At 65.0% G+C, this 21,044-nt stretch carries 26 protein-coding genes and 1 pseudogene; 13 read left to right on the top strand and 14 right to left on the bottom strand.

Annotation, left to right across the window (positions count from 1 at the left end):
• Positions 1-20: 20 nt before the first annotated feature.
• The gene (locus ACFQRC_RS07685) at positions 21-1,700 is read right to left on the bottom strand and encodes an AAA family ATPase (protein ID WP_379959666.1); all 1,680 of its coding nucleotides are present in this window, start codon (positions 1,698-1,700) and stop codon (positions 21-23) included.
• A gap of 239 nt (positions 1,701-1,939) precedes the next feature.
• On the opposite strand from ACFQRC_RS07685, the gene ACFQRC_RS07680 reads away from it, so the two are divergent.
• Entirely contained in the window at positions 1,940-2,278 is a 339-nt protein-coding gene (locus ACFQRC_RS07680) for a VOC family protein (protein WP_379959663.1), read from the top strand.
• Positions 2,279-2,326: 48 nt separating this feature from the next.
• The gene (locus tag ACFQRC_RS07675) at positions 2,327-2,929 is read left to right on the top strand and encodes an SOS response-associated peptidase family protein (RefSeq protein WP_379959660.1); all 603 of its coding nucleotides are present in this window, start codon (positions 2,327-2,329) and stop codon (positions 2,927-2,929) included.
• 136 nt (positions 2,930-3,065) lie between these two features.
• Here the strand turns inward: ACFQRC_RS07675 and ACFQRC_RS07670 are convergent, their stop codons facing one another.
• The 6 genes from ACFQRC_RS07670 to ACFQRC_RS07645 form a co-directional block, all read right to left on the bottom strand.
• Positions 3,066-3,389, bottom strand: coding sequence for a hypothetical protein (locus ACFQRC_RS07670; RefSeq protein ID WP_379959657.1), 324 nt, complete (start codon positions 3,387-3,389; stop codon positions 3,066-3,068).
• Positions 3,390-3,696: 307 nt separating this feature from the next.
• Complete coding sequence (locus ACFQRC_RS07665; protein WP_379959655.1) at positions 3,697-4,296, bottom strand: hypothetical protein; 600 nt, start codon at positions 4,294-4,296, stop codon at positions 3,697-3,699.
• Entirely contained in the window at positions 4,297-4,680 is a 384-nt protein-coding gene (locus ACFQRC_RS07660) for a DUF1622 domain-containing protein (RefSeq protein ID WP_379959653.1), read from the bottom strand.
• Positions 4,681-4,817: 137 nt separating this feature from the next.
• Entirely contained in the window at positions 4,818-7,241 is a 2,424-nt protein-coding gene (locus tag ACFQRC_RS07655; protein ID WP_379959651.1) for a TonB-dependent receptor, read from the bottom strand.
• A 224-nt stretch (positions 7,242-7,465) separates the two neighbouring features.
• The gene (locus tag ACFQRC_RS07650; protein WP_379959649.1) at positions 7,466-8,212 is read right to left on the bottom strand and encodes a LytR/AlgR family response regulator transcription factor; all 747 of its coding nucleotides are present in this window, start codon (positions 8,210-8,212) and stop codon (positions 7,466-7,468) included.
• On the bottom strand, positions 8,205-9,326 hold the full coding sequence (locus ACFQRC_RS07645; protein WP_379959647.1) for a sensor histidine kinase: 1,122 nt from the start codon (positions 9,324-9,326) through the stop codon (positions 8,205-8,207). Before ACFQRC_RS07645 ends, ACFQRC_RS07650 begins: the two co-directional genes overlap by 8 nt.
• Positions 9,327-9,840: 514 nt before the next feature.
• On the opposite strand from ACFQRC_RS07645, the gene ACFQRC_RS07640 reads away from it, so the two are divergent.
• Positions 9,841-10,389 (top strand): hypothetical protein, encoded by a 549-nt coding sequence (locus ACFQRC_RS07640; RefSeq protein ID WP_379959645.1) that lies wholly within the window; start codon positions 9,841-9,843, stop codon positions 10,387-10,389.
• Positions 10,390-10,411: 22 nt separating this feature from the next.
• Here the strand turns inward: ACFQRC_RS07640 and ACFQRC_RS07635 are convergent, their stop codons facing one another.
• On the bottom strand, positions 10,412-10,750 hold the full coding sequence (locus tag ACFQRC_RS07635) for a hypothetical protein (RefSeq protein ID WP_379959643.1): 339 nt from the start codon (positions 10,748-10,750) through the stop codon (positions 10,412-10,414).
• Between the two features lie 286 nt (positions 10,751-11,036).
• Here ACFQRC_RS07635 and ACFQRC_RS07630 point away from each other — a divergent pair, with 286 nt between their 5' ends.
• From ACFQRC_RS07630 to ACFQRC_RS07615, 4 genes are all read left to right on the top strand, one after another.
• Positions 11,037-11,243 carry a cold-shock protein gene (locus ACFQRC_RS07630; RefSeq protein WP_379959640.1) on the top strand — a complete coding sequence of 69 codons (207 nt, stop codon included), beginning with the start codon at positions 11,037-11,039 and terminating at the stop codon, positions 11,241-11,243.
• Between the two features lie 102 nt (positions 11,244-11,345).
• Positions 11,346-11,549, top strand: coding sequence for a hypothetical protein (locus tag ACFQRC_RS07625; RefSeq protein WP_379959637.1), 204 nt, complete (start codon positions 11,346-11,348; stop codon positions 11,547-11,549).
• 77 nt (positions 11,550-11,626) lie between these two features.
• Entirely contained in the window at positions 11,627-12,025 is a 399-nt protein-coding gene (locus ACFQRC_RS07620; protein ID WP_379959634.1) for a hypothetical protein, read from the top strand.
• Positions 12,026-12,105: 80 nt separating this feature from the next.
• Complete coding sequence (locus ACFQRC_RS07615) at positions 12,106-12,486, top strand: PRC-barrel domain-containing protein (protein WP_379959631.1); 381 nt, start codon at positions 12,106-12,108, stop codon at positions 12,484-12,486.
• A gap of 18 nt (positions 12,487-12,504) precedes the next feature.
• Here the strand turns inward: ACFQRC_RS07615 and ACFQRC_RS07610 are convergent, their stop codons facing one another.
• From ACFQRC_RS07610 to ACFQRC_RS07600, 3 genes and pseudogenes are all read right to left on the bottom strand, one after another.
• A complete protein-coding gene (locus ACFQRC_RS07610) occupies positions 12,505-13,041 on the bottom strand; it encodes an O-acetyl-ADP-ribose deacetylase (protein ID WP_379959629.1) in 537 nt (178 codons plus the stop codon).
• Between the two features lie 47 nt (positions 13,042-13,088).
• Positions 13,089-13,796: a sterol desaturase family protein gene (locus ACFQRC_RS07605; protein WP_379959626.1), complete on the bottom strand. Its 708-nt coding sequence runs from the start codon at positions 13,794-13,796 to the stop codon at positions 13,089-13,091.
• 326 nt (positions 13,797-14,122) lie between these two features.
• Positions 14,123-14,515 (bottom strand): annotated as a pseudogene (locus ACFQRC_RS07600) (cell wall hydrolase); the annotation flags it as partial.
• Positions 14,516-15,034: 519 nt separating this feature from the next.
• Between ACFQRC_RS07600 and ACFQRC_RS07595 the strand changes: the two are divergent.
• Together ACFQRC_RS07595 and ACFQRC_RS07590 are read left to right on the top strand one after the other, a co-directional pair.
• Complete coding sequence (locus ACFQRC_RS07595; protein WP_379959624.1) at positions 15,035-16,570, top strand: murein L,D-transpeptidase; 1,536 nt, start codon at positions 15,035-15,037, stop codon at positions 16,568-16,570.
• A gap of 234 nt (positions 16,571-16,804) precedes the next feature.
• On the top strand, positions 16,805-17,134 hold the full coding sequence (locus ACFQRC_RS07590) for a UrcA family protein (RefSeq protein ID WP_379959622.1): 330 nt from the start codon (positions 16,805-16,807) through the stop codon (positions 17,132-17,134).
• Between the two features lie 53 nt (positions 17,135-17,187).
• On the opposite strand, the gene ACFQRC_RS07585 is transcribed toward ACFQRC_RS07590, so the two are convergent.
• The gene (locus tag ACFQRC_RS07585) at positions 17,188-17,346 is read right to left on the bottom strand and encodes a hypothetical protein (protein WP_379959619.1); all 159 of its coding nucleotides are present in this window, start codon (positions 17,344-17,346) and stop codon (positions 17,188-17,190) included.
• A 160-nt stretch (positions 17,347-17,506) separates the two neighbouring features.
• Between ACFQRC_RS07585 and ACFQRC_RS07580 the strand changes: the two genes are divergently transcribed.
• From ACFQRC_RS07580 to ACFQRC_RS07565, 4 genes are all read left to right on the top strand, one after another.
• The gene (locus ACFQRC_RS07580) at positions 17,507-17,965 is read left to right on the top strand and encodes a PA2169 family four-helix-bundle protein (RefSeq protein WP_379959616.1); all 459 of its coding nucleotides are present in this window, start codon (positions 17,507-17,509) and stop codon (positions 17,963-17,965) included.
• Positions 17,966-18,195: 230 nt separating this feature from the next.
• Complete coding sequence (locus ACFQRC_RS07575; RefSeq protein ID WP_379959613.1) at positions 18,196-18,402, top strand: cold-shock protein; 207 nt, start codon at positions 18,196-18,198, stop codon at positions 18,400-18,402.
• A 211-nt stretch (positions 18,403-18,613) separates the two neighbouring features.
• Positions 18,614-19,213 carry a hypothetical protein gene (locus ACFQRC_RS07570; RefSeq protein ID WP_379959611.1) on the top strand — a complete coding sequence of 200 codons (600 nt, stop codon included), beginning with the start codon at positions 18,614-18,616 and terminating at the stop codon, positions 19,211-19,213.
• An 80-nt stretch (positions 19,214-19,293) separates the two neighbouring features.
• On the top strand, positions 19,294-19,824 hold the full coding sequence (locus tag ACFQRC_RS07565; RefSeq protein WP_379959609.1) for a hypothetical protein: 531 nt from the start codon (positions 19,294-19,296) through the stop codon (positions 19,822-19,824).
• Positions 19,825-20,094: 270 nt separating this feature from the next.
• Here the strand turns inward: ACFQRC_RS07565 and ACFQRC_RS07560 are convergent, their stop codons facing one another.
• Together ACFQRC_RS07560 and ACFQRC_RS07555 are read right to left on the bottom strand one after the other, a co-directional pair.
• Positions 20,095-20,511 carry a DUF4345 domain-containing protein gene (locus tag ACFQRC_RS07560; RefSeq protein WP_379959606.1) on the bottom strand — a complete coding sequence of 139 codons (417 nt, stop codon included), beginning with the start codon at positions 20,509-20,511 and terminating at the stop codon, positions 20,095-20,097.
• Positions 20,501-20,971, bottom strand: coding sequence for a DUF2721 domain-containing protein (locus ACFQRC_RS07555; protein ID WP_379959604.1), 471 nt, complete (start codon positions 20,969-20,971; stop codon positions 20,501-20,503). Before ACFQRC_RS07555 ends, ACFQRC_RS07560 begins: the two co-directional genes overlap by 11 nt.
• Between the last annotated feature and the right edge of the window lie 73 nt (positions 20,972-21,044).

Below are 21,044 nucleotides of genomic sequence, written 5' to 3'. Positions count from 1 at the left end.
GTGATAGAAATCGGTCCCGATCACTGCTCAATGAATTGCTTTAGTATGTCGCTTTCAAGGGCGGCTGACGGCACAGTCAGCTCGCCAACGGGATATCCGTTCTCGTGAAGCTTGGCCATAATTTTAGGGGACAACAATTTACCCAGCGACATATCGAATCCTATCCCATCCTCGACCAAGTCGTCAGTTGATGCGCGATTTGGACAGTTCCTAAGAGACTTAAACTTAAGGTCATTTCTTTTCCTTGCTAATTTTGCTCCAAGTATAGCCTGGTTCTCTCCTACCACCTCGCTAACTATCGCAAACGCTTCCTCTTCTGGCATTTGTGCCACGTGCGCAACGTGTCCCGGAACACAAAAGAAATGTTCGACATCTGTGTAGGGGGAAATGTACAGCGTCGCATTCTCCGGAAGCTCGTTGGTATATTTCTCCCGCAGCCACGTTTTCTCATCATCAGTCATGCAATCGCCGTCCCGATAGATTAGGGCTTTGCGATCTTCTCCAAGCCCCAAGAAATACTCAACGACAACCTTGGTCGCGTCCAAATTATCTACACCGTTAAATGACACGAACTCGATATTATCGAGTGCCCATCCGTTTGCCTCGAGAATGATCCTAAGCTTCTTCGTCTTTTCGTCCTCCGCAAAAACTAGAACTTTCGAATCTTCCGACACAAGCTTCGAAAAATTGTCTAGGGCACCTAGATCCATGAGAAGAGCGACGTCGGCACGATCGTCCTCGATTACGTCGCCATCTTCCAACCAGTGGATTGCGCCAAGCGCATTGTTGGAAACCGAATCAAAAACATGTCTTGAATGGGACGCAAGAATTATTTGGGTTCCGGTGCTTTCAGAGAGAGTAAAAAGTAGATCGACCAAGAGTTTCTGATTTCCTGGATGAAGGTGCGCATCTGGCTCATCTAAAAGCAGGAGTTTTGGCTCATAAAGAATCACATATGCGGCCACTTGAAGAGCCTGCAAGCATCCGGTGCCCGCCATTTCCAGAGGAGCCCAGAATCCATTGAGACACACCTCTGAATTGATATATTGATTAATATTCTCGTTAAACGTGGTTCTGGTTTTAAAGCCGGGGAAAATCCCCTGCATCAGTTCATGAAAGGCCCGAAGCTTTTCCGCGTTTGTTGATAGTCTAAGAAGTACGTTTCGCAGGAATAAATTTGCATCGCCCTGAGCGATCCCAGTCTGAACGATAGAATTAGCGCGACGCTCCTCGATCAACGGAAGGCCCGCGAGGCCGGGGACGAAAACGGAGAACGGACTGCTTAAGTCGGAAGCCTTGCTGAAAAACTTAGAAATCTTGTTGTACCGCAGACTTATATTTGCATTCTTTCCCCTATAGAGGAATAGGCTAAAGGATTCTTCATTTCCTTCTTCGTCTAGATATGTGAACTCGAAATCAGGTCCATAATCCTGGGTCATTGATGTTCGATAATTAATCTTCATTACTTCGTTAGTTGGGAGAAACGAAAACTGATTTAAGCCCAGAGTTGTTGCAGGTTGATTGACGCCCTTTCCGTGGAGCCGGGCGGATCTTAGTGCGCTGATAGCAAAATGAATTCCTTGAATTACGGAACTCTTGCCTGCGTTATTGCCTCCAATCAGCAAATTCGCGTTATCCAACTCAAGCGTGATGTCATCGATGGTCTTGAAATCGCGAATTCTGATTCGCTCTATTTTCATGGCCCGCCTCCTTTTGAGGTAGTCTAGGAGGCTCTGGATCGCAGTCAATAACGGCGGGATTACGGTGACAGGTGACAGCTACAATTCCGGGGACACTACACCTAATTCCCCTCTCGGCTTCCAAACTGGATTACGGTGATAGTGCACTAGTTTCCGCGTCGCCCCCATCGGAACCACCCCTGCCACCACCCGTTCCCCCTCTTATGCTGAAGGACCATTCCTCCTCCGCGATCATGGCGATGCGGGACATCGCCCGCGCGCGCGCCTTTTACGGCGACGTGCTGGGGCTGGAGCTTGAGGACGACAGCATGGAGGGCGTGCTCGCCTTCCGCACGGGCGCTACCCGCCTGATCGTCTATACTTCCGACTATGCCGGCACCAATCGCGCCAATGCCGTGGTGTGGGACGTCGGCCACGAGCTGGACGCGATCGTCGCCGCGCTGGAGGCCAAGGGCGTCGCCTTCGAACATTATCCCGACTTCGGCCGCCTCGAAGGCAATGTGCATGTGGCGGACGGAGCGAGGCTCGCCTGGTTCAAGGATCCGGACGGCAACATCCTCCACATCAATTCGATGTAAGGCGCCGTCGGCTGGCACCCGTCTGGCGCCGCCGCTACAAGCCGCTCCATGTGCAACGACTATCGCCGCACGCCGCCGATGCACACCATCCGCGAGCAGTGGAGCCAGACGCGCATTCCCTTGCTGTTCCCGGAAGGGCTGCCCAACCTCGCGCCGCTGGAATCGATCCGCATCACCGATCCAGGGGCGATCGTCCGCGCGTCGGAGCAGGAGCCCGGCTCGGCCGAGCTCGTCGTGCGCCGCTGGTCCTGGCCCGGGCCGGGCGGCAAGCCGGTCTACAATTACCGCTCGGACGGGCGGGAGTTCGGCCGCGGGCGGTGCCTGATCGTCGCCGACGGCTTCTACGAGTTCACCACGCCCGTCGTCGCCCCCGGCGCGCCGAAGCCCAAGCGCAAGGACAAGTGGCTGTTCACCGTCCCGGACGAGGAGGTGATCTGCATCGCCGGCCTGTGGCGCGTCACGGCGGAGGTCGGCGAGGCCTTCACCATGCTGACCTGCCCGCCCGGCCCCGACATCGCCCCCTATCACAGCCGCCAGATCGTCATCGTCGACCGCGCCGACTGGGGCCGCTGGCTCGACCCCTCCGTCCCCGCCGCCGAAATCTGCCAGCCCCTCCCGGCCGGAAGCCTCGCCGTGACCAAGGTCTCCTGAAGCAAATTGATAAGATGATCTCACGCAACGACGCGAAGGCGCAAAGAGGCCGCGCCGCCCCCTTCTTCCTTCGCGCCTTTGCGTCTTTGCGTGAGACACCCTTTCCCCGCCTCTTTCAGGGGACATAATACCTCATTCACCGCCGCCGCCCCCTGAGCCCCTCCTTCCCTTGTCGCCCGGTTGGCAGTGCCATCTGCTCGCCGGTCGGCGCATCGCGGACCAGTTCCAGTTTCGGCCCGCCGATTTTCATATTGCGCTCGGTGAGGCATGCCACGCATTTGCCGTAGCGCGACACCTCCCTGAGATCGTCCGTCGCGCCCTTCAGCGACAGCTTCAGCCATAAAGAGGCGGCGTGGAGAATGCGGACATGGCCGCACTTCCAACAGGTCAATTTCACATTCCACCCCAGCCGCGCGGCCTCGAAGATGCTGGTGATGCGGGGCGCTTCCGACTCGTCCATTGCGGAACGTATAGAGAACAACATGCTTGAAAAATAGGATATCCGGTGATCTACCCTGTCGGATGGAAACGCACCGCGCCTTTTCGAACGACGCCTCATCCACCGCTCTCGTCCGGCCCCTTTCCGTTCATCCGAGGAGGGGCCGAGCCATGCCAAAGCCTGTCCTGAGCGAAGACGAAGGGCTCCGTCTCGAAGAGACCATGGCCAGTGCGAACATTGGGAACATTCGCCCGACGGCCCCGCTATCCCCGGTCGTCCCGCGACCGCACCTCCACCGGATCTGCCGGACCTGTTCCGTGCTCCGCAATCAGCTCTCGCGCCACCGCCGCAGCGCCGCCTCGTACGCCGCCTGGGCCTTTTCCCGCCGCGCCTCCAGCCGCTCGCGCTCCTTATCCTGCTCCTTTTCCAGCGCCTTGCGCTCGCGGGCCAGCGCGGCCTCGCGTTCGCGCAAGTCCTTCACCGCCGCCTCGTTCCGCGCCTCGGCCTCCGCCCGCGCCTGCTCGGCCTCATCGAGATTGGCCCGGCTGGGGCGCGGCTTGGGCTTGGGCGGCGCCTTCGCCCTGGCTGGGCGCGCCGGCTTCTCATTATCGTTCCCCGGCGAACGCTGGGGTCCGGTCCTGCCGCCCGGCTTTCGCCGGGGAGCAGAGCGCTTCGATGCGGGCGCGGGCGTCTCCGCCAAAGCCGCGATCTGCTCGGCCGCCGTGCCGCGCAGGCGCTTGATGACCTTGCCGGGATTCTCGAGCGGCTCCTTCGTCAGCTCGGCATCGGTGACCAGCTCCGCCTGCCCGCGCTGGAACACGTCCTTGTCCGACCCCCACGCCTCGATCGCCGCCTTCTGCGTCGGCGCCGCGACATAGGCGTCATGAAAGCCGATCGGCAGACGATAGACGCGGAGCGCGCGCGGCACCTACGCCCCCTCGCGCCGGGAAGCCGTGGTCTCCCGGGCGCGCTTCTGCCAGGGCCAGCGCCCCTCTATCTCCACCTCCAGGCTGAAGCTCAGGAAGGTGCGGATGGCGACGATGCCGGCGAGCACGGCCAGGCTCTCCAGGGTCGGCTCGATCGCCACCGTGTTGATGATGTCGGCGGCGACCAGCAGCTCCAGCCCAAGCAGGATCGACCGGCCGATATTGGACCGGAGGGCCTTGTAGGCCCCGTCCGCGCCGCTCGCCCGCAGCTGCCGCGCGAAGGCGAGCGCCGACAGCAATATGCCCGCCAGGATCACCGCGATCCCGGCCAGCTCCACCGCCAGCGTGATCGCCTCGATGATCGGCATCAGTTCGGCCTCGGCCATGGCGCATCTCCTCGGTCGTCAGCGCCCCATGCCTGAATTGGCGCGGCTTGTCGCCGTCGGTGGGTGGCGCGGGGTCGAGACGAGGGAAGGGCACGGACCGGGCCGGGACGCTTTCCGCCCCGACCCGGCGCCCAGCGTCAAAAGCCCTTGCGCACCGTCAGGCCGAAGGTGCGCGGCTGGTTGGTGCTGAAGCCAAGCCGCGCCCGGCCGCCGCGCTCGCGGTCGAACGACAGCAAGGCGTTCTCGTCGAACAGATTGTTGACGTAGGCGACGATCTCGAGCTGATTGGCCATCTCGATGCCGGCGCTGATATTGACCAGCTGGTAATCGGGCAGCTTGAGGTCGACCGTCGTCGAGGCGCTGCCCGGTGCGCCGCCGAAGGGCAGGCCGTGGACGAAGGTGCGCGGATTATTCTCCTGGTCGCCCGGCTGGGTGAAGCGGCTGCCGACATGCTGGACGCTGGCGCCGATGAAGCCGTTCGTCCCCGAGGCGCCGATCGGGAAATTGTAGAAAGCGGTGGCCGCGATCTGGAAATTGGGCACCGAGGGGAGGCGGTTTCCTTCCTCGATCCCTTCCAGGATGTCGCCGTTCGCCTTCAGCCGCGTCTCGTCGAATTCCGCCTCGATCAGGCTGCCGGCGAGCGAAAGATCGAGCCCTTCCACCGGCTCTGCGGCGAGCTCGAATTCCAGTCCCATCGTATGGGCGTCGGCGTTGAACACGACGCGCGACGAGCAGGAGCCGGCGTCGGCGGTAACCTGGAGGTTGCGGATGTCGGTGTAGAAAGCGGCCGCGTTGAAGGTGATGCCGCCGAATTGCGACTTCATGCCGGCCTCGTAATTCCACAAGGTCTCGTCGTCATAGCGGTCGAAGCCGCCATAGGTCGCCTCGTCGTCCGGGCCGCACAAAGTCTCGTTCAACGGATCGTTGACGCCGCCCAGACGGAAGCCCTTCGACGCCTGGGCATTGAAGGTGATGTTGTCGCTGGCCTCGTAGCTCAGCAGCAGGCGCGGCGAGAAGCCGTCGGACTTGGTCTCGTCGGTCTGGTCGTCGCCATTGGCGAAAAGGCCGCCGGAGGTGAAGCTGCGCACCTCCTTGAAGTCGTAATAGCGAAGCCCGGCGGTGGCCGTGAAGCGGTCGGTGAGGTCGTAGCTCGCCTCGCCGAACACAGCCTTCTGCTTGATGTCGTAGGGCAGGTCGGCATTGTAGGGGGAGTCCGGGCCGAAACCGTTGCTGACCGCGTCCGACGTCCCTTCGCCGAGCCTGGCGTCGGTGAACGCGTCATAGCCCGGCGTCGGCAGCCGCTGCGTATAGCTGCGCTCGACGTCCGAATAGAAGCCGCCGATCAGCCACTGGAACGGGCCGGTGGTGTCGGAGGTGAGCCGGACCTCCTGGGTGAAGGTCTGGAGGTCGGTCGTGTCGCGCAGGTTCGACGGCAGCAGCACGCCCGCGACCGGGAAGCCGAGGTCGACCGAGACGCTGCCGGTCAGCGCGCTGGCGTCGCGGCTGACCAGGATTTCGCGGTCCATGAAGCTGGTCACCGAGGTGAAAGCGGCGTCGCCGAAATCCCATTCGACCACATTGTCGAGAAGCAATGTGTCGTCGGAGAATTTCTCGTCGAGCAGCAGGAATTGCTGCCGCTCGTCGAAGATGACCGGATCGCGGCCGCCCGGCACGGTCGGGTCGGTATAGGGATTGGCGTAGAGGTTGTAGACCTCCTGGCGGTTGAAGCCGCCGGCCCTGATCTCCTGATAGACCACCCTCGGCGTGATGCTGAGGCCCGGCGTCGGCTCGATGGTGAGCGCGATGCGTCCACCGGTGCGCCTGCCGTCATTGACGTCCTCGTCGATGCCGCCGCCTTCGCGCAGCGCGTCGATGAAGCCGGCATATTCGGTATGGTAGCCGACGACGCGGATCGCCGCGATCCCCGGCGCGATCGGGATGTTGACCGCGCCTTTCAGGTGGCCGCCGGTGCCGCCGCCGTCGATCAGGTTGATATTGCCTTCGACCAGGCCTTCGACCTCGTCGAGATCGGGCTGGTTGGTGATGTAGCGGATGGTGCCGCCGACCGATCCGGAGCCAAAGAGGGTGCCCTGCGGCCCGCGCAGGGTCTCGACGCGGTTGAGGTCGAACAGGTCGAGGTCGGGGGTGAACAGCGACAGCGAGATGACCGATTCGTCGAGATAGACGCCGACCTGCTCCTTGACGCCCGGCTGGTCGCGGATGATCTGGCCGGCCGAGACGCCGCGCACCGCGACCTGGCTCTGGCCCGGCCCGAGATTCTGCACGGTGAGGCCGGCGACGTTGCGCGACAAATCCTCGATCGTGACCGCGCCCGACCGCTGGATGTCCTCCTCGGTCTGCGCGTTGATCGAAAAGGGCACGTCCTGCACGGTCGAGGCGCGCTTGGTCGCGGTGACGATGATCGTCTCGTCGTCTTCGCTATCCTCGCCCGGGCCGGTCTGCGCGAAGGCGGCAGAGCCCAGAACCACGAATGCCAGAAGCGATGTCCCAGCCCGAAATGCGCTTATCGCGCCGCCCTTGGTATGATTCACGCGCGCCATCACGAGACCTCCCACTCCCCCTTGAGATGCGAGACTAGTCAGACGTTCGCTAAAGAAACAAGCGGCTCTCCGCGCCATGGTCACGAAGCTTTTGCCCCTGTTGTAGTTAGGTTACAGGCGTCGAAATGGCCGCGCTACCGGCCTACGCCGGCAAGGCATTGTCTCATATGCGCATTTCCACAGGTGAAGCGGACGGCACGGTCAAGTAAACACGGGGTTGGCTCTTATGCTCTCCCCGCCAGCTTCTTCACTTCGCCGATATGGCTGCGCCCGATGCGCTGCTCGCTGCCGTCGGCGAGCCGCGCCGCCCAATGGCCGATATTGTCGCGGGTGAGGCCCGCTATCGTGTCGCGGCGCAGGATCGCCGACCGGTGGACCCGGATGAACAGGGCCGGGTCGAGCTCCTCCTCGAGCTTGGCGATGGTGCGGTAGATGAGCCAGCTGCGCTTGCCGACATGGAGCCGCATATAGTCGCGCTCGGCGGTGATGCGGTCGACGTCGCGGGTGGCGATGCGGACCAGGCCGTTCTGGTCGGGCACCCAGAACTCCTCGACATAGCGCGAGGTCTGCTGCGGGCGCGGGCTGCCGCCCTTGGCGATGGCCTCGCGGGCGCGGTCGAGGGCGCGGGCAAGGCGTTCCGGATCGACCGGTTTCATCAGATAGTCGACGGCCGCCACGTCGAAGGCGGCGACCGCGAAATTGTCGAAGGCGGTGACGAAGATCACGGCCGGATCGAGCGCCGAGCCGGCGAGCGCGCGGGCGACCTCGATTCCGTCCATGCCCGGCATGGCGATGTCGAGCAGCAGCAGATCCGGTTTCACCGCCTCGGCGATGCGAAGCGCCGCCTCGCCGTCGGACGCGGTGCCGACCAGGGTGACACCTTCGCAGCGGGCGAGGAGCAATTGCAGCCGCTCGACGGCGAGCGGCTCGTCGTCGACGACGAGGACGCGCAGGGACGTCGCTTCAGCCATGACGGATGACGGGCAGGATGACATGGACGGTGAATCCCCCTTCAGGATCGGGCCCGTGGAAGCATCCGGCCTGGACGCCGTAACGGGCGATCAATCTCTCGCAGACATTCTTGAGACCGACTCCGGTGCCGCAATCCTCGCAATCCTGCGGAGGCGGCACCTCGCCATTGTCCTTGACCTTGAGATGCAGCCTCCCCGCTTCCTCATAGGCCGAGATGCGCACCGTGACCGCCCCGCGCGAGCGCGCCACGCCATATTTGATGGCATTCTCGACGATCGGCTGGAGGATCAGCACCGGCACGCGGGCCGACGCGAGATGCTCGGGCACGTCGATCTCCACCCTCAGGCGTTCGGGAAAGCGGATCTGCTCGATGTCGAGATAGAGCCGCTGGAGCTTGATCTCCTCCTCCAGCGCGATGTCGGCGGTGGGATCGGCCGACAGGGTCGTGCGGAAGAAATGCGACAGGTTCATGATCATCCGCTCGGCGACGTCGATCCGCTGCGAGAGGATCAGCGAGGACAGCGAATTGAGCGTGTTGAACAGGAAATGCGGGTTGATCTGGTATCGAAGCGCCCGGAGCTGGGCCTCCTGCGCTTCGCGCGCGAAGACGGCGGTGCGGCGGTCGGCGGCGCGCAGCTGCTTGGCGACGCTCATCGCGACGTAGAGCGCGGCCCATGCGGCGAAGATGAAATACCAGCTGAGCGCGCCTTCGACGATGGACTGGAGCGCCATCTGGAAGGGCGTCATGTCCTTCATGGATTCGTCCATCTTGGCCGCGTCGAGCGGCGCGAAGATGTAGAAGATGTAATAATTGAAGGCGGCGAAGCAGGTCGATGCGGGGAGGCATAATATACTGGCGACGGTGGCCTTCTTGGCGAGGCTCGCCGACGCCAGCGGGCGCAGCGCCAGATAGACGAGAAATGTCAGGAAGGTGCCGACGAGGACGACCGAGCCGCGGCGCGCGAGCATCGCCCAGAAATCGGGGAAATCGAGCACGACGGCGCGCAGCGTGATCAGCCCGAGATAGAGCGCCCAGAATCCGGCGATGGACTTGAGGGCGATCCCCAGGTCCGGAAGCCGGCGCGCGATGAAATTCCGTGGCTGCAAATCCATGTCGTCTGTTAACGCACTATTCAGGGAAAAGCCGTTTCCGATCGCGTCGTTCGCAGAAGGCGAACCGTCCTTGGTCGAAAAATAGGGCGAAAGCGCGTCCACTGCGCCGGACGGCTCCCCGTCCGAAGGCGAAAATCCGATGTTCGCGGTGTCGTCGATTCGGTCCGCCATTGCCCATCCCCACGGTCCGACGATGCTTATAGCAGCTTTGGTCGCCGGTACAGCGGCGGCGTGAACGATCCGGCGCTGCCGAAATATCGGCGCCGCGCCGGCGCCGTCAGAAAAATGTGGAAAACTGGTCCGCCTGGCGGGCGGGCGCGGATTTCCCGCCCTTCGTCCCGGCACATGTTGCGGCGATGTGACAGTAAGGAGGCCGCGACACCGCCGATGGAATTTAAACATTGCGGCGCGCAACCGTCTCTGATTCAATCCTTAACGGGAGCCGGGGAATTGATTAAGCGTCGCGTAACCCGTTTGGGCGCATGATCCCCCCAGGGGCAAAAGGAGTGGGATCATGGGTACGCAGACCAGGCCCGCCGACGGCGCGCTGACTCTGGCCGAAATGAAGGAATTCGCGGGCTTCTCGAAGGGCACGCAGCGTTATATCCGGCGCTCGCTTGATGTGGGCCTCGGCCGCCGCGACGCGATGAAGCGCTGGTCGCGCGACGTCGGCGAGGCGGCGAGCATCCGCGCCCAGGCCCGCATCTACCAGCGGCTCGACCACATCCGCAATTACGTGCCGGACGATAGCGGCCTCGACGTGATGGAGCCCCTGATGGCGCCGCTCGTCACCATGACCGCCTTCGACCTGGGCCAGGACCGGCTCGGCGACTTCGCTTCCTATCGCTTCCTCTACGAGCGGCTGATCGGGGCGGCGGTGCGGCCGTGGCTGCCCGGCGCCTTCTGTGCCGCGGCGGCGCTGCCTCACCTGCATCCGGAGAAAAGGCGCCTGCTGCTCCAGTCGATCAGCGAGGCGGCGGCGACCGCGCCCGGCTGGTCGAACCGCGAGCCCGCTTTCTATCCCGAATGGGTCGAGAAGGTCGACCTGACCGTCGCCGGCTGACGACCGGCGAACGAAGCACGGCTCAGGCCGACAACGCGCAGGCCAGGCTCGATCGGGTCACCACCTCGACGATTTCCGGATCGTCCAGCTCTCTTATGCGGGACACGAAGCCGACGGGGGTGAGCGTGTCGCCGTCGCGCTTCAGATCGTCGGCGAGGCTTGAGATCTTGCGGAGCTGAAGCACGCTCAGCCGATCGACCCAGCGGCCCGCCATGCAATCGGCCATGGGCCTGGAAAGCCCTGCCTCCGCGAGCCGCGACGCGACTTCCCCTTCGAACGGCTCGGCGCAGGCCGCGAGCGCGAAGCACAGAAAGGCCACTGGGGCGCGCCCGACGGAGGCCGAGTGGGATGGACCGGTCATCGAAGCTCCTTTCCGTTCAACCGGCGGAGCGTACCGGCGTTCCGTTGCGCGACTCGTCTTTTGCGCCCGCATAGTCGCGCGACGCCCTCTTCGGGAAATGCGTCGCTTATCTGCTGGAAAAGCCTCATATTTGCTTTGTCCGGCCAACAAGCCCATAATATCCGGGCTGAAGTCGCATGCGACGGAGTTTTGGCGTCACTAGGCTCCTTTTCCCTCTCTCTAAGCTACTCCTGCATGGTGATCGCCGCTGTGGCCTCGCCGACTCCGTGACTATAAGGAAAAGACTATGCCGATTGGCACCGTGAAATTCTTCAACGCCGACAAGGGCTATGGTTTCATCCAGCCCGAGGGCAGCGGTCAGGACGCCTTCGTCCACATCACCGCCGTCGAAAAGGCCGGCATGCGCACTCTCGATAAGGACCAGCGCGTCAGCTACGAGCTCGAGACCGACCAGCGCGGCAAGACCAGCGCGGTCAATCTCCAGAGCGCGTAAGCGCTTTCTCCCTCCCCGCCGGCATCGGCCGCGGGGAGGGATTTTTCTGTCGAAGCCGCGGCCGGCCGTTGCTTCCCCCAGGCCTCCAGATCAGAGACACACATGTCCCAGCAGCTCGATTTCTACCTTGCCCGCGCCGCCGAGGCGCAGCGCGACGCCGATGCCGCGACGCTGGACAATGTCCGCGACCGGTGCCGCCGCGCCGAAGCGGCCTGGTCGGCGATGGCCGCCCGCGCCCAGCGCGGCGAGAAGATGCGCGCTCAGGCCGAGGCCGAGAAACAGGCGGCCGTGCTCGCCGCGGAATAGCCTGACCGCGACCCTCTGCAACCAATCCCGCCGCCGACCATTACGCTCCCATCACTTCTTTCCGGAAGGAACAAGTCATGCGTAGCGCGATACTGGCACTTTCATGCGCGGCGATGGTCGCCGGCTGCTCCACCTACGGCCGCGACGGCTATTACGACGATTATGGCGGTTATGATTATAACCGGCCCGATCCGCGCTACGGCGGCTATTATGCCGACCAATATTATCGCGATGACCGCCGCTATCAAGAGCGCCGCCTGTCGCGCAACGACCGCATCTATCGCGGCCGCGACGGCCGTTATTATTGCCGCCGCGACGACGGCACCACCGGCCTGATCGTCGGCGGCCTCGCCGGCGGCGTGCTCGGCAACATCATCGCGCCCGGCGGGTCGGAAGTGCTCGGCACGATCCTCGGCGCCGGCGCCGGCGCGGCGATCGGCACCGCCGTCGATCGCGGCGAGGCGCGCTGCCGATAGGCCAGCGAACGGCGCGACGTGCGTTCGCGCCCGAAAAATGCTATGGTCGGTCCTCTGGAGTCTCGGAAAGGAGACAGACCATGACCGACCAGAATATGGTCGTCGACTATGCGCACGAGCTGATCTCGTCGCGGCGGGTCGAGGGAACGCCGGTCTACAACCGCAAGGACGAAAGGCTCGGGTCCATCCATGCGGTGATGATCGAGAAGAGGAGCGGCAAGGTCGCTTACGCGGTGCTGTCGTTCGGCGGCTTCCTCGGCATGAAGGAGCATGTCCATCCGGTGCCGTGGGAGAAGCTCACCTACGATGTCGATATGGACGCCTATGTCATCGACCTCACCCGCGAACAGCTTGAGAATGCGCCGACCATGCGGCTCGACGAGGCCGACCGACCCCGCGACCGCGACTATGACGAGGAAGTCTCGGGCTATTACGGCACGATGCCGTGGTGGGGCCTGTAGCGGGTCGTCCGCTCCGGCTCACCTCCGGCCCGCCGAGGCGGAAGCGCACGCCTCGATCGCGGCGGCGTAGGTGGCGCGGTCGGCGGGGTTGAAGCAGACGAACAGGATTTCCGCGAAGACTTCGGGATTGTCGCGGATCACGCCGGCAACCGCGCGAGAGGCGACAGCGGCCGCTTCGTCCACCGGATAGCCATAGACTCCGGTCGAGATGGCGGGAAAGGCGATGCTGCGCAGCCCATGCGCCTCCGCTACGCCGAGGCTGCTTCTATAGCAGGCGGCGAGCTTTTCGGCCTCGCTTTTGGATCCTCCCCGCCAGACCGGCCCGACGGTGTGAATGACGAATCGCGCGGGGAGGGCATACCCGCGCGTGAGCCGCGCCTCGCCTGTCGGGCAACCACCGAGCGCACGGCATTCCTCGAGCAGGCCCGGCCCGGCCGCGCGGTGGATCGCCCCGTCCACGCCGCCGCCGCCGAGCAAGGACGAATTGGCGGCGTTGACGATCGCGTCGACGGCGAGCGTGGTGATATCGGCCTGGAGCGCGCGCCAGCGGGTCATGCGGACGCCATAGCATGAGTCGGGAAAGGCGGCGACGCCAAGCCGCGTCAGGCGATGTCCCTGCCCAGCAGCATGTCGCCCATCCGGCCCGACGCGCCGTCGTAAAAGCCCGCTTGTCCCATCCACGCGCGCGGGTTGCGAAAGGTGCCGAAGACCATGTCCCATAACGGCAGGTCGCAATAATTGTAGCGGTGGACTCCGCGCTGATGATGGAGCGTGTGGCTTTCCGGCCGGACCACCAGATAGCCGAGCCAGTGCGGCGTCCGGATGTTGGAATGCTGGAACATCGACAGGAAGGTGATGAACACGCCGACCGCGATCGCCGCCTCGGCGCCGATGCCGAAGCCGCCGACCAGGCAGAGGCTGCCGAGCAGGGACCAGCCGACCATGTCGAGCGGGCTGAAGTAAAAGGCGCCCCAGATATCGACCCGCTCGGCGCTGTGGTGCATCTGGTGGAACCAGCGCCACAGGAACGGCGTCGCGTGCATCGTCCGGTGCCAGGCATAGACGCCAAGCTCGATCGCCAGCACCCCGCCGGCGACCTGCGCCGCCAGTGGCAGCCCGCTCGCATCGAACAGCCGGTTCTCGCCGAGCAATCCGTCCCACAGCAAGGGCGCGAAGGTGGCGACCGCGAAATCGATCCCTTTCAACCGCCAGAATCGGATATAAGGAAACGCCCTCGCGCGGGCGGCCAGGTCGATGGCGCAGAACGCCCCGAACAGGCCGAGCGCGATATAATGATAGGTGCCGAGCATGATTGCCTCCCCGCATGTGAATGTCGGCGGGGCTCTAGGCGAGGGGCGTTGGCGGGTACGTTTGAATCAGCGTTGAAATTGGCGTCGGGGCGGCGTCAGCGCGTCTCGCCGATCGGGGCGCCGGTGTTGCGATATTCGGGCCGGATGGTCGATTCGGGGAGATTGTCGACCGGCCGGGCGGACGGCAGCGGGTCCAGCGCCGCATAAGCGAGCCGCGCCGGCGCAGAGGCCTGGCTGGGCGCCGGCGCCGGCGCGGCGGCCGCCTGGAAGACGCGTCCCGGCTCGCGGCCGGCATAGGATTGAGCGAAGGCGGCGGGAGCGCCGGCCCCGCCGGACCAGCGATAGAAAATGTGCGAGCCGATCATTGCGGTCTTGGCGAGCGAAGGTGCCCAGTGCGGCAGCACGCTGGAGGCATGATAATGGGTCGAAAGGCCGACGGGGCGATAGACCGCGCCGCCCAGTGCTTCGGCGGCGATGCCGCGGGCGCGGCTCCAGCCGGGCTCGACCGGCCGGCGGGCAAGCGCGCCGTCGCAGGTGAAGGAGAATTGGCAGCCGCCGCCGGCCTTCATCGGTCCCTGATAGACGACGCCGCACACGCTCCCCGGATAAGCCGGATGGCGGACCCGGTTGAGCACGACCTGCGCGACCGCGCGCTGGCCGCCTTCGCTCTCCGATCGCGCCTCATAATATATGGCCTCGGCCAGGCAATCGAGCGCGCGCATCCGATCGACCGCGCTGCGCGTGTGGAAGATCGTGGGGGCGGCGGCCGGATTGAGCGCGCCCGAGAAGGGAAGGGCGGCGTTGGCGGCGGTCGCCGCTTCCGCATTGGCCGCGGGCAACGCCCGGGCGTCGGTCGGGGCGGCGATCGGCGGCGGCAGATCCACCGTGAGGACCGCCATCGAACCAGGCGACTGGATCGCTCGGCCCTCGGGAACGCAGGACGCCGCCGGTACCAGCAAGGCCAGAGCGAGCAGCTCCCGCTTGTGCCTTTTACCGGCCGGCTGCGGCGTCGTTTGTCCCTGGTGTTTCCGCATGGTCGCGTCGCGATCCGCTAGCGTCCGATCAGGCCGGACAAGCGCGACATATCGCCATTTGTGGCTGGAATCCTTGGCTGTTTTCGGCCTGTCCCGAAGTGGCACGGCGCGTCCGGAGGCGATTAACGGCGGCGCCGGCGGATCGGATCGGCGGCCGGGGACGTTCCCTTACAAACATGGTCGCTTATCGGTTCAGGAGTATTCATGCGTTTCAAATTGTTCTGCGTATCGCTGGCGGCGCTGGCCGCCGCCACGGGCTGCGGCGACGGGGCCGGATCGGCCGAGGCCCAGGCTTCCGAGCTGGCCGTGGCGCCGGACGAGGTGTCGGCGGAGGCGCTGCGGGCCGCCGTCTCCGACGAGCGGGTCAAGCGCTTCTACGAGGCGAGGGCCTGGAGCCCCGCATGGACCGAGGAGCAGGCGGCGGCGCTGATTGCCGCGCTGCAGGATGCGCCGCGCCATGGTCTCAGCGATGCGGCGTTCCGCAAGGATGCGGCCGCCGCCGCGACTCCGGTCGAACGCGAGGCGGCTTTGACCTTCGCCGCCCTTACTTATGCCGACGCGCTCGCCGACGGTCTCGCCGATCCGGGCGAGATCCGCGAAATCTATTCGGTGCCCCGGCCGAAGGTGGATGTGGTCGCCGGACTGGCTTCGGCGCTGGAGGCGGGACAGCTCGGGCCCTGGCTCGCCGGCCTCGCTCCGCAGGATGCGGAATATAAAGCGCTCTCCGAGGCATTTCTTCGCTATTCCCGGCAGGCCGCGCAGGAGGGCGCGCAACCGATTCCGGCAGGGGAGACGATCCATCCGGGCGACAGCGACCCTCGCATCCCCGCCATCGCCGCCTCGCTCCGGGCCAACGGCTATCTGACCGGCCAGCCCGCCGGCGCCAGCCCCGATCTCTTCACGCCCGCGCTGGCGGAAGCGGTGTCCCGGTTGCAGCAGGAGAGTGGGCTGAAGGTCGATGGGGTCGTCGGCGCGGATACGCTGGCGGCGCTCAACACCGGCGCCGACGACCGGGCGCGGAGCCTCGCCATCAACCTCGAGCGCCATCGCTGGCTGGAGCGCAAGCCGTCGGCGACGCGTATCGACGTCAATACCGCCGCCGCGATGCTCGATTACTGGCATGACGGCGCGCATGCGCACCGGGCGCGGGTCGTGGTCGGCCAGCCGGGCTGGGAAACGCCGCAGCTCGGCTCTCCCATCGTCCGCCTCGTCGCCAATCCCAACTGGACGGTGCCCAAATCGATCGCCGAGGAGGAGATCATCCCCAAGGGCGCGGCCTATATGCGGGCGAACAACATGGTGTGGAAGGACGGCTGGATCGTCCAGCGGCCCGGGCCTGAATCCTCGCTCGGCCTCGTCAAGTTCGACATGGAGAATCCGCACGCCATCTACCTGCACGACACGCCGGCGAAATCCCTGTTCGATCAGAATGAGCGCCACGCCAGCCATGGCTGTGTCCGGGTCGATGACGCGGTCGCCTTCGCGCGGATGCTGGCGGGGCAGAACGGCGTGGGCGCCGAGTTCGACCAGGCGATGGCGAGCGGCGAGGAGAGCTTCGTCCCATTGCCGCGGCAGATACCGGTGCGACTCCTCTATCACACCGCCTTCGTCGATGAGGGCGGCTCGATCGCCTTCCGCGCCGACCCTTATGGCTGGGACGAGGATCTCGCCCGCATACTCGGGCTCGAGGTGCGCGAGCGGCGCGGCGCGCCGACCCATGTCAGCCTGCCCGGGCCCTGACCCCACGCGGCTGGTGTGTTAGCGGAATGACGCGGCTTGTCGAACGACGCGGGTCGTTCGTCGAGGCCGGGGCGGTTTCGCAGAAGAATATCCGGCGACGGTCGAAGCGCGAAAGCGTGGCGGCAGCGGCTTTCCTAGAGGGGCTGCAACGACAGGGAATCGTTCCGGCCGATGCCCCCCAGCCGGAGTGGCTTCCTGTCGTACCATCGCAAAAGACACAGGAAGGACCTACCCATGAAGAAGCTCATCACCCTCGCCGTCGCCGCCGCTTTGCTGCCGGCCATGCCCGCTTTGGCCCAACCCGAAGCCGATGCCGACACCTATGTCGTCTCCGTGCCCTATGGCGACCTCAACCTCGCCAGCGCGGCCGGTGCCCGCACTCTGGACAACCGCCTCAAGGCCGTCGCCAATCGTCTCTGCGGCGTCGAGCAGGCTCCCGGTCTCGTCGAAATGACCCGGGTCCATGGCTGCCGCGAGGATGTGCTTGGCTCGGCTCAGTCGCAGATCAGCCAGGCGCTGGCGATGCGCGGCACGGGCAGCGTTTCGCTTGCCGCCAGCCGCTGAGGCCGCGCGGAATTTATCGCCGAAGGCGGCGGAGCCAGGCTCCGCCGCCTTTTTCATGATATGCCGGTGGTCGATTTCCGGCTGGGCTTGGCCTTCACCTTCTTCTCACCCTGGATCGCCTCTCCGCTGACACCCCTGTCGCGCTCCTTTTCCTTCAACGTCGGATCGTGGAGGTTGTTGGTGGCGTCGCCCTTGCCGCTATTGTCGCGCATGTCATGTCTCCCATTGGCCCGCCGGCGATGTTCCCGTTCGTAAGCTGAAAATGCGCCGACCCGCTTGCTGTTCCCGTTGCATGGGGGTGATCGCATGGACCCGCGCGGGCATCCGGCGCGTTATCCCGGTTCACCCCAACGCAAAGGAGGAACCATCGACATGGCCGATACCAGCCACGATATCCGCACCCTCAATTCCCTGATCGCCACCGTCATCGACAGCATCGACGGCTATTCCGAATCCGCCAAGGATGCGGACAGCAGCCGCTTCGCCTCGATGTTCAACGATCGCGCCGCCGAGCGCCGCCAGGTGCTGACCACCTTGCAGGCCGAGGTCGGCAGGCTGGGCGGGAATCCCGAGGATGACGGCACCACCGCCGCCGCCGCCCATCGCGGCTTCGTCAACCTGAAATCGGCCGTCACCGGCAAGGATGACCAGGCTGTCATCAACGAGGTCGAGCGCGGCGAGGATCATATCAAGTCTAAGTTCGAATCCGCCCTCGCCGACGACGAACTGTCGCCGCAGGTCAAGGCCGTGGTGCAGCAATGCTTCACCTCGGTGAAGCAGGGCCACGACCAGATGAGCGCTCTCAAGCATTCGATGGAAGCCGCGAGCTGAGGCGGAGAGGGGAGGCTTCGGCCTCCCCTACGACAGGACGAAGAAGCCGCGTCCGGATCGCGCGCGGAGCCGCCGAATTTGCCATGCGTCGTGAAATAGTGCAGGGTAAACATGCAAAAGTCGCAAGCGACGGACTTTGATGCCTAAAGGCTCCTTTTCCCTCTCTACACTTTTCTCACGCAAGGCGCGGCCGCTCCGGCCTCGCCGATACTGAACTAAAGGAAAAGACTATGCCGATCGGCACCGTGAAATTCTTCAATATCGACAAGGGCTATGGCTTCATCGAGCCGGAAGGCGGCGGGGGCGATGCCTTCGTGCACATCAGCGCGGTCGAAAAGGCCGGCATGCGCACGCTCGATAAGGACCAGCGCGTCAGCTACGAGCTCGAAACCGACAATCGCGGCAAGACCAGCGCCTGCAACCTGCAGTCCGCGTAAAAACGCACATTCACGAGAAAGGGCGCCCCGGCAACGCGGCGCCCTTTTTCGTTCGGCCGGCGAACGGTCTCTGCCGGCTGTCCCACGTGCCACCATTGACGCGGCCTTTTCCAGCGGCGAAGGCGGGTCGGAGCGCCGCCGGCCCGAAGATCAGAGGCGGGGCGGTCCACATCGCCGGGATGCCCCGGCCAGATTCCCAAGGAGGGTATTCATGCACCGCCTGCTCCTCACCGCCGCCTTGCTGGGCCTCGCCGCCTGCGCCGACAGCGAGCCGCCGGACATCCAGCCGGCCGAGGACGAGGGCGAATACAACCTCATCGATCCGGTGACGGCGGTCGTGGGGGAGGAGGCGACGCCGGCGATCGGCGATTGGGTGCGCTCTTTGCAGGACGAGCGGCCGGTATTGCAGTTCGGCCCCGCCAATACCGAGCCGTTGTTCAGCATCCGCTGCGACGACCGCGAGGGCATCCTGCTGCACCGGCACGGGACCGTCCCGACCGGCGCGGCCGAGATGATGACCGTTACACTGGGCACGGCCTCGCGCCGGCTCGCGGTGAACCCGGTGCAGGGACCGCTGCCGATGCTGCGCGCGGCCGTGCCGGCGAACGATCCCCTGCTGGCGGGTCTGCGCGGACATGACGGACCGATCCAATTGATCGTCGGCGACGGTCCGCCGCTGGTGCTTCCGCCCAGCCCGATGATCGACGCGTTCATCGCGACCTGCGCCGGCGGGGAAGAGCCCGCGGGCGCCGCTGAGAGCAATAGCAGCGCGGCCGATGCCGGGAACGCCGCGGAGCCCGAAACGCCCTGAAGCATCGGCCGGCCGCCGGGGGATGGATCGAAATGCCGCCCAGCGCGGTTGAGCGAGGGAATAAGAGCGGAGCGGATCGAATGAAGTCAGTGCGTCTGTATTTGCTGATCGGCGGACTGGCCGCGGTCGCCGCCTGCGTCCCGAGGGCGGAAACCCCACCGCCGCCGCCGCCAGCGCCCGCGCCGGCGCCCCCGCCGCCCGCGCCGCCGCCGCCCGCCGCCGACTGGCGCGATGTCCCGCTCACGCCCGGCGACTGGGTCTATCGCGGCGACAGCGGCGGCTCGCGGGCTCTGTTCGGACCGGCCAGCGGCGAGGCCCATTTCACCGTCCGCTGCGACCGCGCCCGCCGGCAGATCCTGCTGTCGCGCCCCGGCCGAAGCGATGCCCGGGCAATGACGATCCGCACGTCCTTCGGCGCGCGCGCCTTCCCGGTCACGGCCGAGACGGCGCCTCTGCCCCACGTCTCGACGCCGGTTCCGGCGAGCGACCGCTTCCTCGATTCAATGGTTTTCAGCCGCGGCCGCTTCACCGTCGAACTGGTCGGCGCGCCGATGCTTGTCATTCCCGCCTGGCCGGAACCGGCGCGGGTGATCGAGGATTGCAGGAGCTGATGCGGGGAGGATCGCCGGAGCCCGGCGCGAAGCATGGAATCTTATCGTCAAAATAGTTGAATACAAGTCTTGATTGGCGAGTCGGCGCGACTCATAGTCGCCTTGTGTTCAACAGCGAAAGGAGGTGATCCGATGTCTCATGGTTCAGCAGAGGGGTCGGTTCTGTTCGTTCGGGGGATGAAAGGCTAAGCCTTTCCAAGGTCTTCCCGGGCTGGAGCTTCCGGCCGCTGACCATGTTCGGAGGGTCGTCGCGCTGGGCGCGGCGGCCCTTCAACTGTTTTGGGGCCGATCGAACCGCCGCGCCACCCGCGCCTGCCACAAGAGGATGAGGGGCACGATTCCGAGCTCCATCGCCAGGCCGAAGAGATGACCGGACCCGGGAGCGCCGACGTCCGCCAGCGACACCAACCGCGACAGGCCCCCGATAATGACGATCGCGCCGAGCGCCCGGAAAAGCGGACCCTTCCGTTCGATGGCGGGAATGCAGGCGGCGAAGACGATGCCGATGCCGAGCAGCAGCCCCGAAAGATAGCGGAAGTGGCTGTCGAGATCGTCCGGCGCCGGCGCCGCGACGCCGTGCAGGACCGCCGGCCCCTGAACGACGCTGAGCAGCCCCATCGACAGCGGCACCAGGGCGGCAAAGGCGACCGCGGTCTGGAGCAGGCGGCGCTCGGCCTCAGCGGTCACGGGCCGCCCTTCCGCGACTGATGAACTCCTCGTTCACCCGCACGGAACGCGTGGCGATCGTCACTTCGGCCAGGAACAGCAGCAGGCCGATGGTCAGGCTGATCATCGCGGCGATGAAGAGCAGCGACACTGGGATCGCGAAGTTGATCGACACCAGATCGGCGATGAAGAGGACGACCACAACCAGACAGATGAGCAGGGCCGCGACGACGCACAAGGCGATCGACCAGTGGCAGAACCGCATCCGGCGATCGAGGACGGAGAGCCTGCGCAGGTCGCCGCCGCGAAGCGACAGGTCGGACTGACCCACATCCCTTTCGAGGCTTCGCACCCGATCGACGACCCGGGCGAGCCTGTTGGCGACCACGTTCAGGATTCCACCTATGCCGGCGAGCAGGAAGACAGGCGCCACCGAAAGCTGGATGATTTGCGCGACGGTCGAGATGCTGGCCCCGGTCATGTCGCTCATCCTTGGCGGGGCATGGCCGCGTCCGTCAACCGCGACTTACCGGATGGTAGCTTTTCGACGCTAG

The organism is Enterovirga sp. GCM10030262 (genome assembly GCF_042666435.1).
Taxonomy (GTDB): Bacteria; Pseudomonadota; Alphaproteobacteria; order Sphingomonadales; family Sphingomonadaceae; genus Allosphingosinicella.
This window is presented reverse-complemented; position numbering and strand designations above follow the sequence as displayed.